The 14,954-nt window shown below is 66.5% G+C and carries 13 protein-coding genes; 5 read left to right on the plus strand and 8 right to left on the minus strand.

Going from position 1 to position 14,954, the window contains the following annotated elements; all coding sequences use genetic code 11:
- Nucleotides 1-345 carry an ACT-like domain-containing protein gene (locus tag AC1Q7F_RS17630; protein ID WP_492509196.1) on the plus strand — a complete coding sequence of 115 codons (345 nt, stop codon included), beginning with the start codon at nucleotides 1-3 and terminating at the stop codon, nucleotides 343-345.
- A 27-nt stretch (nucleotides 346-372) separates the two neighbouring features.
- On the opposite strand, the gene rlmN is transcribed toward AC1Q7F_RS17630, so the two are convergent.
- From rlmN to ybaL, 6 genes are all read right to left on the minus strand, one after another.
- On the minus strand, nucleotides 373-1,572 hold the full coding sequence (gene rlmN, locus AC1Q7F_RS17635; protein WP_492509546.1) for a dual-specificity RNA methyltransferase RlmN: 1,200 nt from the start codon (nucleotides 1,570-1,572) through the stop codon (nucleotides 373-375).
- An 88-nt stretch (nucleotides 1,573-1,660) separates the two neighbouring features.
- Nucleotides 1,661-2,434 carry a gamma-glutamyl-gamma-aminobutyrate hydrolase family protein gene (locus AC1Q7F_RS17640; protein ID WP_492509198.1) on the minus strand — a complete coding sequence of 258 codons (774 nt, stop codon included), beginning with the start codon at nucleotides 2,432-2,434 and terminating at the stop codon, nucleotides 1,661-1,663.
- Nucleotides 2,435-2,452: 18 nt separating this feature from the next.
- Nucleotides 2,453-3,097 (minus strand): LolA family protein, encoded by a 645-nt coding sequence (locus AC1Q7F_RS17645; protein ID WP_492509199.1) that lies wholly within the window; start codon nucleotides 3,095-3,097, stop codon nucleotides 2,453-2,455.
- 30 nt (nucleotides 3,098-3,127) lie between these two features.
- The gene (locus AC1Q7F_RS17650; RefSeq protein WP_492509201.1) at nucleotides 3,128-3,838 is read right to left on the minus strand and encodes a carbonic anhydrase; all 711 of its coding nucleotides are present in this window, start codon (nucleotides 3,836-3,838) and stop codon (nucleotides 3,128-3,130) included.
- A gap of 173 nt (nucleotides 3,839-4,011) precedes the next feature.
- Nucleotides 4,012-7,002, minus strand: coding sequence for an ATP-binding protein (locus AC1Q7F_RS17655; RefSeq protein WP_492509203.1), 2,991 nt, complete (start codon nucleotides 7,000-7,002; stop codon nucleotides 4,012-4,014).
- A 174-nt stretch (nucleotides 7,003-7,176) separates the two neighbouring features.
- Nucleotides 7,177-8,976 carry a YbaL family putative K(+) efflux transporter gene (gene ybaL, locus AC1Q7F_RS17660; protein WP_492509205.1) on the minus strand — a complete coding sequence of 600 codons (1,800 nt, stop codon included), beginning with the start codon at nucleotides 8,974-8,976 and terminating at the stop codon, nucleotides 7,177-7,179.
- 105 nt (nucleotides 8,977-9,081) lie between these two features.
- Between ybaL and AC1Q7F_RS17665 the strand changes: the two genes are divergently transcribed.
- Nucleotides 9,082-9,321 (plus strand): helix-turn-helix domain-containing protein, encoded by a 240-nt coding sequence (locus AC1Q7F_RS17665; RefSeq protein ID WP_492509207.1) that lies wholly within the window; start codon nucleotides 9,082-9,084, stop codon nucleotides 9,319-9,321.
- 12 nt (nucleotides 9,322-9,333) lie between these two features.
- On the opposite strand, the gene AC1Q7F_RS17670 is transcribed toward AC1Q7F_RS17665, so the two are convergent.
- Nucleotides 9,334-10,581 carry a class I SAM-dependent rRNA methyltransferase gene (locus AC1Q7F_RS17670; protein WP_492509208.1) on the minus strand — a complete coding sequence of 416 codons (1,248 nt, stop codon included), beginning with the start codon at nucleotides 10,579-10,581 and terminating at the stop codon, nucleotides 9,334-9,336.
- 71 nt (nucleotides 10,582-10,652) lie between these two features.
- Nucleotides 10,653-11,108, minus strand: a complete 456-nt coding sequence (locus tag AC1Q7F_RS17675; protein ID WP_492509210.1) for a hypothetical protein — start codon at nucleotides 11,106-11,108, stop codon at nucleotides 10,653-10,655.
- Nucleotides 11,109-11,434: 326 nt separating this feature from the next.
- Between AC1Q7F_RS17675 and AC1Q7F_RS17680 the strand changes: the two genes are divergently transcribed.
- From AC1Q7F_RS17680 to AC1Q7F_RS17690, 3 genes are all read left to right on the plus strand, one after another.
- Nucleotides 11,435-12,178, plus strand: coding sequence for a Crp/Fnr family transcriptional regulator (locus AC1Q7F_RS17680; RefSeq protein WP_492509212.1), 744 nt, complete (start codon nucleotides 11,435-11,437; stop codon nucleotides 12,176-12,178).
- 65 nt (nucleotides 12,179-12,243) lie between these two features.
- Nucleotides 12,244-13,206, plus strand: coding sequence for a bifunctional Delta(1)-pyrroline-2-carboxylate/Delta(1)-piperideine-2-carboxylate reductase (gene lhpI, locus AC1Q7F_RS17685; RefSeq protein WP_492509214.1), 963 nt, complete (start codon nucleotides 12,244-12,246; stop codon nucleotides 13,204-13,206).
- A gap of 139 nt (nucleotides 13,207-13,345) precedes the next feature.
- The gene (locus tag AC1Q7F_RS17690; protein ID WP_492509216.1) at nucleotides 13,346-14,944 is read left to right on the plus strand and encodes a flavin monoamine oxidase family protein; all 1,599 of its coding nucleotides are present in this window, start codon (nucleotides 13,346-13,348) and stop codon (nucleotides 14,942-14,944) included.
- Nucleotides 14,945-14,954: the final 10 nt, after the last annotated feature.

Here is a 14,954-nt window from a genome sequence, read left to right on the forward strand (position 1 = left end):
ATGACCCTCACCGCCCCCCTGATGCCGGCCTTGGCCCCGCCGCCGGCCGAAGCCCGCCCCACCGACCCCAGCCGCACCGCCTGTTTCGCGGTGCTGGCCGACCCCGATCCCGGCAGCCTGCCGCGTGTGCTGGAATTCTTCGCCAAGCGCGGGCTGGTGCCGGCCTCGGTCCAGGCACGGCATTTCGAGGCGGAGGAATGCCTGCATGTCGATGTGCAGGTCCGCACCCTGACGCGCGATGAAAGCGACTATATCGCCCGCTGCCTGCGCGCCCAGCCTCTGGTGCGCCAGGTGCTGACATCGGAACGCCATCGCGTGATGGAGGCGGACGCGCTGTCGGCGTGAAATGCCTCACCTGCTACGGTACAGCCTTCACAGCGCCAGCGCGGCTTCCTTGGCGGCGATCTGGGCGGCATATTCGGCGGCCAGGATCTTGCTCTGTTCCAGCTGTGACATCCGCTGGGCGGCGGTGGGGCGCTGGCTTTCGCTTTTCAGCTGGCCGCAGGCGGCCAGGATATCGTCGCCCCTGGGACGGCGGATCGGGCTGGCATAGCCGGCCGCGTTCACATAATCGCTGAACTTCTCGATCTGCTCCCAATCGCTGCGCTCGAACGGGGAGCCGGGCCAGGGATTGAACGGGATCAGGTTGATCTTGGACGGGATGTCCCGGATCAGGCGCACCAGCTCGCGCGCGTCGGCCATGCTGTCATTGACGCCCTTCAGCATGACATATTCCCAGGTGCAGCGCCGGGCATTGTTCAGGCCCGGATAGTTGCGCACCGCGTCCATCAGCTCCTTGATCGGGTATTTGCGGTTGATGGGCACGATGCGGTCCCGCAGCTCGTCATTCACCGCATGCAGGCTGACCGCCAGGTTGACGCCCAGCTCCTCTCCCGCCCGCTTCATCATCGGCACGACACCGCTGGTGGACAGGGTGATGCGGCGCTTGGAGATGGAAATCCCCTCCCCATCCATGATGATCTTCAGCGCCTTGGCGACATTGTCATAATTATACAGCGGCTCGCCCATGCCCATCATGACGATGTTGGACAGCATGCGGCCATCGGGCGGGCTGGGCCATTCCTCCAGATGGTCGCGGGCCAGCATCACCTGGCCCACGATCTCGTCCGCCGTCAGGTTGCGCACCAGACGCTGGGTGCCGGTATGGCAGAAGCGGCAGGTCAGGGTGCAGCCCACCTGGGAGGAGACGCAGAGCGTGCCGCGATCCGTCTCCGGGATGTGGACGGCCTCCACCTCCTGCCCGTCATGCATGCGGCACAGCCATTTGCGCGTGCCGTCCACGGATTTCAGGTCCTTCACCGGCACCGGCCGGTCGACCACGAAGCCTTCCGCCAGCTTTTCGCGGGCCGGCTTGGCCAGGGTCGACATCAAGGCGAAGTCGGTGACGCCGCGATGGTAGATCCAGTGCCAGACCTGACCGGCCCGGAATTTCTGGAATCCGGCGCCGACCAGCGTGCTTTCCAGCTCCTCGCGGGAAAGGCCGACAAGATTGACCCGGCCGTCGGCGCGGGCCGCCGGCGCGAAATTGCTGCTGTGATTTTCGATGCCCATGATCGGGGTTAAATGACGCATGCGGCGGTCCCTGGCAAGGGGGCTTGCCGCCAGGGTGGTTTGCAGGGCGCGCGGGCGGCGCGCCGGCTTATGCCCGCGCGGCGGCGTAACCCCTGACCGCGTCGCCGAACGCGGTCAGCAGGGCGGCATAGGGCGGGTTTTCCCAGAAGCGCCATTCGGGGTGCCATTGCACGCCCCAGGCGAAGCCGGGCCCGCCACGATAGCTGACGCCCTCGATCTGGCCGTCGGGGGCGACGGCCTCGATGTCCAGGCTGTCGGCGATGCGGTCGATGCCCTGCTGGTGCAGGGAGTTCACCATCATCTCCGCCACACCCGTGACGCGGGCGAAATGGCCGCCGGCCGTCAGGGCCACCGGGTGGATGGGGGCATATTGCACCTCCACCGGTGCGTCCTTGGGCTCGCGATGGTCCATGCGGCCAGGCACCTCCTGAATGCGGGGGAACAGGGTGCCGCCCAGGGCCACATTCATCTCCTGGAACCCGCGACAGACGGCGAAGACCGGGATGCCGCGGGTCAGAGCCGCCTTCAGCAGCGGCAGGGTCGTGGCGTCGCGGGCGGGATCCAGCGGCGGGGTGACCATCTCGTCGGGCAGGCCGTAATGGCCTGGGTGCAGGTTGCTGGGACTGCCCGTGAAGAACAGCCCGTCCAGCCGATCCAGCAGCGCATCCACGTCCCACCAGTCGCCCAGCGCCGGGATCAGCAGCGGCTGGCAATGGGCGCCATGGCTGACGGCGCGGATATATTTGTCGCCCGCGACATGGAATGGGTGCGGCCCCAGCTCACGCGCATCACAGGGCAGGCCGACCAGCGGTTTGCGGGTGGCGGGCGATGGCTGGGTCATGAAAGAGTGCTCCGGGGATCAGTCCCGCTCGCGGCGGCGGCCGGCTTCGCGGAAATAGAAGATGTCCTTGTCCAGGCTGACGCCGAATTGCGGGTTCTGCAAGGCCACTTCCGTGGTTCGGCCCTGCGCATCCAGCACCCGCCATTTGCGCAAGCCGAAGGGCCGCTCCTCGAACACCAGGGTCAGGCTGCCCTGGCCCGGTTCCTTGGTCTGGACCAGGGTCACCTCCAGCAGGCCGCCATCATTGCCCATGCGGGTGACGGTGACATCGCCGGACAGGACGATCTTCTCCCGCAGCAGGAAATCGGCCAGCGTGCTGCCGATGGGGGCGTTCTGCTGCTCCTTGACCTCCGCGTCCCAGAAATAGACGAAGCGGCCATCGGCGACGATGTAGTTGCCGTTGCCGTCATAATCGATGCGCATGCGGCCCGGTCGCAGCAGCTGGAACGTGCCCGTGGCCAGCGGGGCGCCATCATCGCTGGACTGGACGAACTGCGATTTCAGGCTGCGGATATCGTTCAGATAGGCCTCCACCGCCGGCAGGCGGGCCTGCTCCTCCGCCGTCAAGGATGGCGGTGGCGGGGCCTTGCCCTTCTGCGGGGCGGCGACGGCGGGAAGGGCCAGGGCGGCGGCGGCCAGAACGGCCAGGATCATCTTACGCATAAAGCTTTCTAGCCGCCGATCATGGCCGGATTATGGGTGGACGGTTCCATCTTCGTGGCGGCCATCCACGGCCGCTGCCGTGGTCGCTGTCACGGCGGCGTGGAAACGCGGGCGCGGCGGGGAGACGGGCTGGAACTGCCCCGTGGCATTGTCCAGCACATGCAGCTCCGCATCCGCCACATCGAACAGCATGCCGCACAGCAGCAGCTTGCCCTCCCGCTCCGCCTCCGCGATCCAGGGGAAGGAACGCAGATTGTCCAGCGACAGGCGGACGACGGCCCGCTCCAGCTCCGGCAGATCGGTTTCCGCCCCGGCCGGCATTTCGGCGCGCAGCTTGGTCAGGGCCGGTGCCGCGATCGACATCCAATGATCGACGAAGTCCGATTTCTGGTCGCTGCGGTCCTTGGGCAGGGCCGCGACGCCCCCGCACTGGGTGTGGCCCATGACCACCAACAGCTGCACGCCCAGCTCGCGCACCGCGAATTCCAGCGCTGCCGACGTGCCGTGATAATCCTGGTTCGGCTTGTAGGGTGGAACCAGATTGGCCACGTTGCGAACGACGAACAGGTCGCCCGGTTGGGCGGCGAAGATCAAGGTGGGATCAACGCGGCTGTCGCAGCAGGTGATCAGCGCCGCCTTCGGCTTCTGCCCAGCCCAGGCCAGCGTGCGGAACAGGCCGCGCTGCTGCTTGAAATTCGTGCGCCGGAATTCCCGGAACCCTTCGATCAGATCCTTCAGCATGATGCGCCCCGCATGAACGGAAGGTCGGAAGACCGCTATTTTGCGTTCGCAACATGACGGTACGGAAGGTCCCTGTCCAGCCTGGGGATGACAGTTCGATGTCATGGGGGCATTGCGATGGTGCCGCTACCATCATTGTTCCCTCACGGCGGCGATCCTGTCGGACGGCGTTGTCACGCCGCCTGTACTTCCACCGGCAGGGTGATCAGGAAGCGCGTGCCATGACCGGGCACCGATGCCAGATCGATGGCGCCCTGCAAAGGACCCGTTACCAGATTATGCACGATATGCAGGCCCAGGCCGGTGCCGCCGCTGTCGCGCTTGGTGGTGAAGAACGGGTCGAAAGCCTTGGCCTGCACGTCGGGCGGCATGCCGACGCCATTGTCGGTGATGGCAATGGCCGCCCGATCGCTCCCGGCCCGGCTGATGGAGATCAGGATCTCCGGCTTGTCCACGCCCGCGAAGCCATGGACGATGGCGTTCTGCACCAGGTTGGCCACCACCTGTGCCAGCAGGCCGGGCAGGGTGCTGATGGCCAGACCCTGTCCCCCGTCGACAGAGACGGCGACCCGCCGCTGCCAGATCATTGGTTCCAGGCTTTTCAGCACATCGCCGACATAGGCGGCCAGATCCACGGTGCGCAGCGCCTCGCTGCTGCGGTCGGCGGAGACCTGCTTGAAGCTGCGCACCAGATCGGCGGCACGTTCCAGATTGCCGGTCAGGATGCGCAGACCTTCATCCAGCTTTTCCAGGAACCCTTCCAGGGCGGCGCGCTTCAGCTGATTGCCGCCGAAGGACCGGGCGATCGCGTCGCGTTCGCCCTGCAGATGCGTGGCCAGGGTGAAGGCCACGCCCAGCGGCGTGTTGATCTCATGCGCCACCCCGGCCACCAGCTGGCCCAGCGAGGCATGCTTTTCCTGCTGCACCAGCCTTCCCTGCGTGGCCCGCAGTTCCGACAAAGTGCTGTCCACCTTGGCATAGGCGGCGGCATTCGACAGCGCGATGGCGCCGTATGCGGATAGCGACCGGAAGATCAGCTTCTCCCGCTCCCCATAGGCGTTCTCCGCTGCCGACTGCACCGTCATCACGCCCAGCAGGCGCGCGCCCACCATCAGCGGCGACAGCAGCAGGGTCCGCATGAAGCGTGTCCCGGGAATGTGGGACGGGGAGGATTGTTCGTGCGGGCCGCGCAGCACCAGCAATTCCTGATGCTCGCGCGCGCACCGCGCCACCAGCGATACCGGGTCCGACAGGCGTCGCCGTACGGCGGGCAGCGGCCGCCCGCCCTCCAGCCCATAGCGCAGTTCCAGATGCTCCCCGGACTCATCCACGACATAGACGGAGAAGGCGTCCAGTTCCATCATCGTGCCGGCATGGCGGTGCAAGGCGTGGAACACGGCTTCCGCATCCAGGGTGGAGGTGATCTGCTGACCGATGCGGCCCAGCAGTTCCAGGGTCTGCGTCGCCTCGTGCAGGGCCGCGGCGCGCGCCGCCTCGGCCGATGCCAGCTGGCGGTGGTAATCGCCCTCGGCCTTCAGCCGTTCCGTCTCGAACCCGGCCTGCATGGCCAGCAGCCGGTCGCTGACCTCCCGGCTGTGGATGATGCCGCGCGCCTGGCCGGCGCGGCGTTCCCAATGCAGGGCCTGGCCCATATCTCCCGCCGCCTCATAGGCGCTGGCCAGGGCCGACAACAGGTCGGCCGATGCCGTGTAGCCCTGGATCGACTCGGCCAGGTCCAGCGCCCGGCGTAGGAAATGGATGGCGGCCGAGTCGCCCGCCGCCATGCCCTCCGGCGGGGCGAGGTCAGGGAAGCGCTGGTGGATTCCGGCCTTGGCCCGCAGCACGTCGATCTCCCGCCAGCGGTCGCCACGCCCGCGCACGAGATCCAGGGCGGCATCGGCCGCCGTCACGGCATCGGCGCAGCGGTCCAGCAGGGTCAGGGCCCGGGCCCGGCCGCACTGCGCCTCGGCCTGCAGGTCGGTCTGTTCAAGGTCATCGGCGATATCCAGCAGATCGTCGAACCAGCGCAGCCCCGCCGCCGGGTCGCCCACATCCAGTTCCAGGTCACCCAGATACTGGCAGGCGATGGCATGGTTGCGCGACCGGCCGAAGGGTGCCAGCCATTCCAGCGATTCCAGCAGCAGATGGCGGGCCCGGCCCGTCTGCTGCAACCGGCGCAGCGTGTCGCCCATGCCGCGCAGGCACTGGCCCACGGCGGCGGGCCAGCCCGTGCCGCGCGCCAGGACATGCGCCCGCTCCCGCCACAGGAACTCGCTGACATAATCGTTCAGGTTGGCGTGGGCAGCCCCGACATTGCCGGCCAGCAGCACGGCCAGCCGCATCTGCCCGGCCAGCACCGCCTGGTCGCAGCCGCGCTGATAATGGCGCAGCGCCTTCTGAAAATCGCCATGCGCGAAGCAGACGCCGCCATGGAAATAGGCGGCGACCGCATCCAGACCGGGATGTTCCAGCAGGGGACCTTTGGGGAGCAGCGGCGCCCATTGCGCCTCCGCGGCCTGGGCATCGCCGAACAGGGCATCACGCGCCATCCAGGCCTGGGCGATCTGCTGGCGCATGGCGTCGCCGGCCCGCTGGTACAGGCTGTTGGCGTTGCGGTGCGCCTGGATGCGCCGGCGGCTCTGCCCCCGGTCCAGGGCCAGCAGCGCCTCCGTCATGGCCGTATCACCCTCGCCCAGCAGATCGCCGATCTGGCGGAAAGTGGCGCGGGCACTTTCCAGCAGCGCTTCGGCCTGATCCAGCTCCGCGAACAGGGCCTTGGCCTCCGCCTTGATCAGCAGCAGGCGCGCGGTCAGGCGGCGCAGTTCCCGTTCATTGGCGCCGGTGGCATAGGGCAGCAGCCCCATGGCCTCGCCCACCATCTCCAGTGCGGCGCGCGTATCGCGCTGGCGATTGTACCAGGCCAGCGTGGTCAGCAGCAGCAGCCGCTGCACCGGGTCCTGGGCATTGATGAGGTGATGTTCGGCCGAGAGCACCTGTTCGGCCAGACCGTAAAGGTCCAGCGCACCGACCAGGGAGGAGCCGGAAAGGGTAGGATATTCGACCACCGGCGGCATTTCGCCGGAGAAATCGTCAAGATAGGGCAAGGCCGGCGGCAGGCCGGCCGACGCTACTTCCCCATCCCTATCCGCCACACTGTCCGCCATGGACCGCCCAGACCCGCACCGCCGTTTACGCGCACCCCGCCGACGGCATTTCATTCAAATGCTACGCAACATGCGGCCGGAGGGCAAATCCGTTCACGCGGCCTGTGCACGATTCCCGGCATTTCCCGCCACCTGCAGTCGCAGAGCCATGGGAAGGGCAGCGCGCGGATATGGTCAGGCTGGCTGCGGTGAGGGTCCGGTGGGCTGATCGCCGGCCGGCGGCGGCACGTCCATTTCCACCAGCAGATCGATGGCGGGGATGGCGGTCGCCGCGGGGGGCATGCTGGCCAGGCCCTCGGCGATCATGCCGCGTGCCGTTTCGCGCTCGCCCATCACCACGGTGCTGGCACCGTTCTGGGTCAGGTAGATCACTTCCTCATCGGCATGGGCGCGGGCGATGATGGGCAGCGACGGTCTGGCCACCCGTGTCTGGCGGATGATCTGCCCCGCTTCGAAGGAACCGGGGATCGCGATGAACATCAGCCTGGCCCCGGGCAGGTTCAGGGCCGACAGCACGTCGGGCAGCACGGCATTGCCTACCACGACCTCCACCCCCTGCTCACGCAGGCTGTCGATGCGCTTCTGGCTGTCCTCCACCACCAGATAGGGGACCCCTTCGTCGCGCAGCTTCGCGGAGATCAGGCTGCCCACGCGACCATGGCCGATAATGATGGCGTGGTCAGTCAGGCCGGTGGCGGGAATCGGTTCGCGCGTGGGTTCCGGTGCGGCCGGGGCGGCGGGGTCGGCCACCGCAGGCTCCAGCTTGTGGCCGAACTTGTCGATCAGGGTGAACATCACCGGGTTCAGCAGGATCGACAGGATGGCGCCCACCAGCACCAGATCATGCCCCTCCTGCGGCAACAGACCCAGATTGAGGCCCAGGGCCGCCAGGATGAAGGAGAATTCGCCGATCTGCGCCAGACTGGCGGAAATGGTCAGCGCCGTGCTGCGCGGATGGCCGAAGGCCAGCACGATCAGATAGGCGGCGATGGACTTGCCGAACACGATGATCAGCAGGGTGGCCAGCACTGGCAGCGGCCGTTCGATCAGGATGGCCGGATCAAACATCATGCCGACCGACACGAAGAACAGCACGGCGAACGCATCGCGCAACGGCAGCGATTCCTCCGCCGCGCGGTGCGACAGGGGAGAGCCCGACAGCACCATGCCGGCGAAGAAAGCCCCCAGCGCGAAGGAAACGCCAAACAGGGTGGCAGCACCGTAGGCCACGCCCAGCGCGATGGCCAGCACCGCCAGCCGGAACAGCTCGCGCGAGCCGCTATGCGCCACCTCGTGCAGCACCCAGGGGATCACGCGCGTGCCCACCACCAGCATCAGGGCCACGAAGGCGGCGACCTTGCCCAGGGTGATGGCGATGACGGTGATCAGCTGCTCTGTGGACAGGCTGGAAGCGGCGGCGGCTTCCGTACCCTCGGCCCCGGCCGTGTCGCCCAGCAGCCCGCCCAGGGCCGGCAGCAATACCAGCGCCAGCACCATGGCCAAATCCTCCACGATCAGCCAGCCGATGGCGATGCGCCCGCGCTTGCTTTCCACTAGCCGCCGCTCCTGCAGCGCACGCAGCAGCACGACGGTGGAGGCGACCGACAGGGCTAGGCCGAAGACCAGGCCGGCTCCAAGGGTCCAGCCCATCGCCCAGGACAGGCCCATGCCCATCAGGGTGGCGATGCCGATCTGGCCGATGGCGCCGGGAATGGCGATGGCCTTCACCGACATCAGGTCCTTGACCGAGAAATGCAGGCCCACGCCGAACATCAGCAGGATGACGCCGATCTCCGCCAATTGCGGCGCCAGATTCATGTCGGCGACATAGCCCGGTGTGCCTGGCCCGATCATGACACCCGCCAGCAAATAGCCCACCAGGGGCGAGATTTTCAGTTTCTGCGCGACGGTCCCGAAAACGAATGCCAGTGCCAACGCGGTGACGATCGTGGTGATCAGGGGCACGTCATGCATGGGGGCCTGCCTTTCAACACCGGGTCAACGACACTCGGACCTTGACCTCTCAACCATTTGATCCAATATCATCCAATATGGTTGATTGTGTCAGGATTACAACCCGTGCCCCATGAACTTTCCCCCGCGCAATGCCGCGCCGCGCGCGGCCTGCTGGACTGGAGCCAGGAACAGCTGGCCCAGGCGTCGGGATTGTCGCGCAGCACAGTCCGCGATTTCGAAAGCGGCCGGCACGAACCGCACCGGGGCAGCGTGACCCTGATCCTGCAGACCCTGGCGGCGCAGGGGGTGGTACCCGTGGCGGCGACGGAGGGTGCGGGTGAGGGGGTGCGGTTTCGGGTGTGAGGGCGAGAGCCCTCAATCCAGCGCGAACACCATCGCCTTCAGATACTGCGTCTCCGGCAGCAGCGGATGCACCGGATGGTCACTGCCAGCCCCCGCGAAGCGCAGGATGCGGCCCTGGCGGCCGGCATCGCTCAGACCGCGCGCGGCCTCTGCGTGGAACAGGGGCGGCTCCATATTATGGGAGCAGGAAGCCACCAGCAGCATGCCGCCCGGTGCGACCAGACGGGCGGCGGCCTTGGTCATGCGGCGATAGGCGCGGCTGCCCACGGCCAGGTCCTTCTTGGACTTCACGAAGGCCGGCGGGTCGGCGATCACCACATCGAAGGTCCGGCCTTCCGCCACCCACTGGTCCATCAGGGTGAAGGCATCGCCCTTCTGCACGATCACCCGGTCGGCCACGCCATTGGCCTCCGCCGCCTTGGTGGCGATGGACAGTGACAGTGCAGAACGGTCGACCAGGGTCACATGCGCCGCACCGCGCTTGGCGGCCAGCACGCCGAAGCCGCCGGCATAGGTATAGAAATCGACGACCGACTTGCCCTTGCACAGATCGGCGATGAAGGCGCGGTTGTCACGCTGGTCGAAGAACCAGCCGGTCTTCTGCCCTTCCGACAGGTCGGCAAAGAAGGTGGCGCCATTCTCCTCCAGCGGGATCAGCCCTTCGACAGAGCCCTTGACCACCTTCACCTCTTCCGGCAGCCCCTCAAAGGTGCGGGCCGTGCTGTCATTGCGCAGCACGATGGCGGCGGGGTTCAGCACCTCCTCCAGCGCGGCCAGGATCATGGGCAGGCGGCGATCCATGGCGACATTGTTGGCCTGGACGACCACCACGTCACCATACCGGTCGATGATCAGGGCCGGCAGCCCGTCGCTTTCGGCATGGATCAGCCGGTAGAAGGGCCGGTCATAGAGCCGTTCGCGGATTTCCAGGGCGCGGCGGATGCGGCGTGCAAAGAAGGCGGTATCGATGCTCTCCGCCGGATCGCGGGTCAGGAAGCGGGCGCAGATCAGGCTGTGCGGATTGAAGGCGGCGATACCCAGCGTGGCCCCGCCGGCATCGGTGACCCGCACCACGGACCCGGCCGGCAGCGCTTTGGCCGCCTTGTCCATGTCCACCTCGTTGGAATAGACCCAGGGATGGCCATGCTGGGCGCGCTTGTGCCGGCCCGCCTGGATGCGGATCACGGGCAAGGCGGCCGGCTTGGACGCGGTCTCGGAAGCGGTGGGGGCGGGGGCCGTTGCGGCGGAAATGTCGGTCATGGCGCGGAAAATAACGCCGGGACCGTCTGCGGCTCAAGCCACAAGGCGGCCACCCTGCCATTCATAAGACATCATACCAATGGCCGGCAGAGGCGCAGATCCTCACGATGATGACCATGCTCCAGCGCGCGCGCCAAGGCCATGGACACGCTGGCGCCGATCCCCTCGCGCTGCGGCAGATGCAGGTGCACGGCACCGCAATCCAGGTGCCCGGCCATGCGGTCCATGTCGTCCAGCAGCAGGTCGATGGGTGCCTCCGGCTCGATCAGGTCCATGGCCAGGAACATGTCCACCTGCAGCACCCTGCCATGCCTTGGGCTGGGCAGCACCTGGAAGGCGTAGATGCCGTGGATATAGCCATGGTCTCCCTCCACCGTGCGGATGCCACCATCGGCAAGGTCCAGCAAGGCTGCGGCATAGTGGCGCCAGGCGTCACGGTCATGGGCCGCCCGCCCGGTCTGTACCAGAGGCCAAGCCTGGTCAATGCGCCGGCGATCCAGCGGCTTGACGGAAAAACGATCGGACATTGTCACCCGTTCCGGCGAGATCTGCACGGCGAAGTCTCTGTCTGTCTGAACATGGCGCGCCGCCGATCGGGAGATAACGGCAGCATTCAACCGGTAACCGATCTGCATGGGGGTCTGCCTTGATCTAGATCAAGGCGCCGTCGGCTCCATCGGCCTAATCGTCTGGATATGTGTTCATTGGCCAACCATTATGAAATCCTTCGATTGGCCGGCGAACCTGACTGAGACATTCCGTCCGCTTTGCGGCGCGTTGCGGATCATGTTCAATGGGCGCATGCTGTTTTCGGATGGAAGTCCGGGAGAGATGCTAAATCGGGGAGCCGGAGATGGCGTTGGCTGAACATGCTTGCACACGCGAAAGCGCCATTGCCGCCCGCATCGATATCACCCCCTGCAATGCCTGCCCCGTGCGCTCCATGTCGGTCTGTTCCGCCCTGGAACCGGATGAACTGAAGCGTCTTGCCGATATCCTGGTCTCTGTGAAGGTCGATGCCGGCCACACCCTGTTCGCGGAGGGCGACGGCGCCGATACCTTGTTCAATGTCACCGCCGGCACCATGAAGCTCTACAAGCTGCTGCCCGACGGGCGGCGGCAGATCACCGGCTTTCTGCTGCCTGGCGATTTCCTGGGTCTGTCGATCAACGACACCTATGCCTATTCGGCCGAATCGGTGACCCCGGCCACGCTCTGCCGCTTCCCCCGCCGCCGGCTGGAAGGGTTGCTGGAGGATTATCCCAAGATGCAGCGCCGGCTGTTCGCCATGGCGTCCAGTGAACTGGCGGCCGCCCAGGACCAGATGCTGCTGCTGGGCCGCAAGAACGCCAAGGAACGCATCGCGTCTTTCCTTTTGATGCTGTCGGAGCGCGCCCGGCGCCGCGGCTATGCCGACAATCCCGTGCATGTGCCGATGAGCCGGTCTGACATCGCCGATTATCTGGGCCTGACCACGGAAACGGTCAGCCGCACCTTCACCCAGCTGAAGACCAGCCGCGCCATCTCCCTGCTGGAAGGCGGCAAGGTCCGGCTGAATGATCTGGAAACCCTGCACGAACTGGCCGAAGGGGTGTGATCCGCACCGCCCGTCGCGGGCGCACGCGGCAGGGCCGGAACGGTCCCAGTCAGGGGGAGCGGGGAATGATCGATGATCGACAGCCGGTGCTGCTGTGTGGCCGGGATATCCATGACCTGACCAGGCCCGGTGACCTGGTGCAGGCGCTGCACGCTGCCTTTGGCCAGGGTGTCACCGTGCCCGACCGGCTGCATTACACGCTGCCGGGCGACGGGCGGGACATGCTGCTGGTGATGCCGGCCTGGCGTGAAGGCGGGCATATGGGTGTCAAGGTCATCGCCTATATGGCCGGCAATGCGCCGATCGGCTTGCCCAGCATTAATGGTTCCTATCTGCTGCTGGATGGGCGCACCGGCATTCCCGCCGCGATCTTCGACGCCGCTGCCCTGACCCTGGTCAGGACGGCGGCGGTGTCGGCGCTGGCCGCCTCCCTGCTGTCGAACCCGGATTGCCAACGGTTGCTGATGGTGGGCACGGGCAGTCTGGCGCCCTGCATGGTGGCGGCGCATCTGGCGGTGCGGCCCATCCGCAGTGTCCGGCTCTGGGGCCGCGCGGCCGACAAGGTGCAGGCCCTGGCCCGCAGCCTGGACCATCTCGGCTGTGAGATTGCCGTCGTCACGGATCTGGGGCAGGCCGTGGCAGAGGCGGACATCATCAGCTGCGCCACCTCCAGCCAGCAGCCCCTGATCCGCGGTGCCGATGTCCGGCCCGGCACGCATGTCGACATGGTCGGCAGCTTCACCCCATCGATGCGCGAGGCCGATGATGGCCTGATGCAGACGGGCACCCTGGTGGTGGACAGCTGGACAGCGGTGACCGAGTCCGGGGATATCGTCACGCCGCTGGCCAATGGCGCCCTGGTCCGGGACAGGATCGTCCTGCTGCAACAGGTGATCCGCGATCCGGCCCTTGGCCGCCGGTCGGCCGATGACATCACCATCTTCAAGTCGGTGGGCACGGGCCTGTCCGATCTGGCGGCGGCGGAACTGATCCACCGGCGCTGGCAGGATCGGCAGGGTCGGGGCTGAGCATGCCACCCGCAATGCGTTCCCGGCACTTGGCCGACGGATTGCTAGCTCATGCCCAGGTCCACCCGCGCAAGGCGGGTCGGCCACTTCCCGGCCGGTGGCCGCCGCCATGGCGGCCCCCCAGCGATCAGGAGTGGGTATGAGCGAGACGACAGGCGGGTCCACATTCAAGCGCCGTGATCTCTTTCGTATGATTGGCGCCGTTGCCGGGGCGGGCGCCATGTATCAGGCCATGACCAGCCTGGGTCATGCCGCCGACAGCCAATATACCGGCCCCATCAAACTGCAAGGTGCGCCCAAAGGGGCCAAAGTAATCGTGCTGGGTGCCGGCTGGGCAGGATTGGTGTCGGCCCTGGAATTACGCAATGCCGGCTATCAGGTGCAGATCCTGGAATATAATGGCCGTGTGGGCGGCCGCGCCTGGACTGTGCGGGGTGGGGACACCATCACCGAACTGGGGGGTGAGGTCCAGACCTGCGGTTTCGCCCCCGGATTGTATCTCAATCCCGGTCCCTGGCGCATTCCGTACCATCATCGCGGATATCTGGACTATGCGAAACGGTTCGGCGTCGATCTCGAACCGTTCATCATGGTCAATTATAATGCCTATGTGCATTCATCCGCCTATTTTGGCGGCAAACCGCAGCGCTTCCGCGAGGTGCAGGCCGACTTCCAGGGGCATCTGGCCGAGATGCTGTCCAAGGTTCCCCAGCAGGACAAGCTGGATCAGGCCCTGGGCCGGGAGGATCAGGAGATCCTGCTGTCCGCCCTGAAGGAATGGGGGGCGCTGGACGCCAATCATAAATACACGGCCGGCATCACCAGTGCCGAACGGCGTGGATATGAGGTGAACAAGGGCGGCGGCCTGATGCCGGAGCCCAAGGGCGGGCAACCGCTGGCACTGTCCGACCTGCTGCGCTCCGATGTCTGGCGGGCATTGACCTTCGGCCAGACCCATCAATGGCATTCGACCATCTTCCAGCCGGTGGGCGGCATGGACGCCACGCCCAAGGCCATCGGCAAGACACTGACCGACATCATCACGCTGAACGCCAAGGTGACCGCCATCCGGCAGGATGCCAAGGGTGTCAGCGTCACCTATGTCGATGCCCGCACCGGCAAGGACCAGCGCCAGGCCACGGCCGACTGGTGCGTCTGCGCCCTGCCGCTGACGGTGCTGAGCCAGTTGGACGTGCAGGTGGGGCCGAAGATGAAGGCCGGCATGGATGGGGTGCCCTATTCGGCGGCGGTGAAGACCGGCCTGCAGTTCAAGCGCCGCTTCTGGGAGGAGGATGAGGCCACCTATGGCGGCATCACCTTCACCGACCTGCCCATCCGCCAGATCTCCTATCCCAGCACCGGTTTCAACAAGCCGGGCAAGGGCGTGCTGCTGGGCAGTTTCTGTTATGGCACCAACGCGTTCGAGCCGGCGTCCCTGTCGGCGGCCGACCGGGTGAAGCTGGCGGTGGAGGAAGGGGCGAAGATTCATCCCCAGTACAAGGCGGAGTTCGAGAATGGCGTATCGGTCAGCTGGCACCGGTCGCCGACCACCATGGGCTGTGCTGCCCATTGGACGCCCGAGTTGCGGGCCAAACATTATCGCGACCTGGCGGAGATCGACGGACGCATCGTGCTGGCCGGCGATCATGTCTCGCACCTGCCGGGCTGGCAGGAAGGGGCCATCCTGTCGGCACTGGACGCCGTTACCCGCCTGCACCGCCGCGCCCTGGCCGCGTGAGGAGATCGAC

This window comes from Niveispirillum sp. GW835-FHT14G11, assembly GCF_058793615.1.

Bases quoted from the DNA above. Each gene is read 5' to 3' on its own strand.
- AC1Q7F_RS17630 (WP_492509196.1), top strand. From the start codon at position 1: ATGACCCTCACCGCCCCCCTGATGCCGGCCTTGGCCCCGCCGCCGGCC.
- rlmN (WP_492509546.1), bottom strand. From the start codon at position 1,572: ATGGGCATCGAAAATCACAGCAGCAATTTCGCGCCGGCGGCCCGCGCC.
- AC1Q7F_RS17640 (WP_492509198.1), bottom strand. From the start codon at position 2,434: ATGACCCAGCCATCGCCCGCCACCCGCAAACCGCTGGTCGGCCTGCCC.
- AC1Q7F_RS17645 (WP_492509199.1), bottom strand. From the start codon at position 3,097: ATGCGTAAGATGATCCTGGCCGTTCTGGCCGCCGCCGCCCTGGCCCTT.
- AC1Q7F_RS17650 (WP_492509201.1), bottom strand. From the start codon at position 3,838: ATGCTGAAGGATCTGATCGAAGGGTTCCGGGAATTCCGGCGCACGAAT.
- AC1Q7F_RS17655 (WP_492509203.1), bottom strand. From the start codon at position 7,002: ATGGCGGACAGTGTGGCGGATAGGGATGGGGAAGTAGCGTCGGCCGGC.
- ybaL (WP_492509205.1), bottom strand. From the start codon at position 8,976: ATGCATGACGTGCCCCTGATCACCACGATCGTCACCGCGTTGGCACTG.
- AC1Q7F_RS17670 (WP_492509208.1), bottom strand. From the start codon at position 10,581: ATGACCGACATTTCCGCCGCAACGGCCCCCGCCCCCACCGCTTCCGAG.
- AC1Q7F_RS17675 (WP_492509210.1), bottom strand. From the start codon at position 11,108: ATGTCCGATCGTTTTTCCGTCAAGCCGCTGGATCGCCGGCGCATTGAC.
- AC1Q7F_RS17680 (WP_492509212.1), top strand. From the start codon at position 11,435: ATGGCGTTGGCTGAACATGCTTGCACACGCGAAAGCGCCATTGCCGCC.
- lhpI (WP_492509214.1), top strand. From the start codon at position 12,244: ATGATCGATGATCGACAGCCGGTGCTGCTGTGTGGCCGGGATATCCAT.
- AC1Q7F_RS17690 (WP_492509216.1), top strand. From the start codon at position 13,346: ATGAGCGAGACGACAGGCGGGTCCACATTCAAGCGCCGTGATCTCTTT.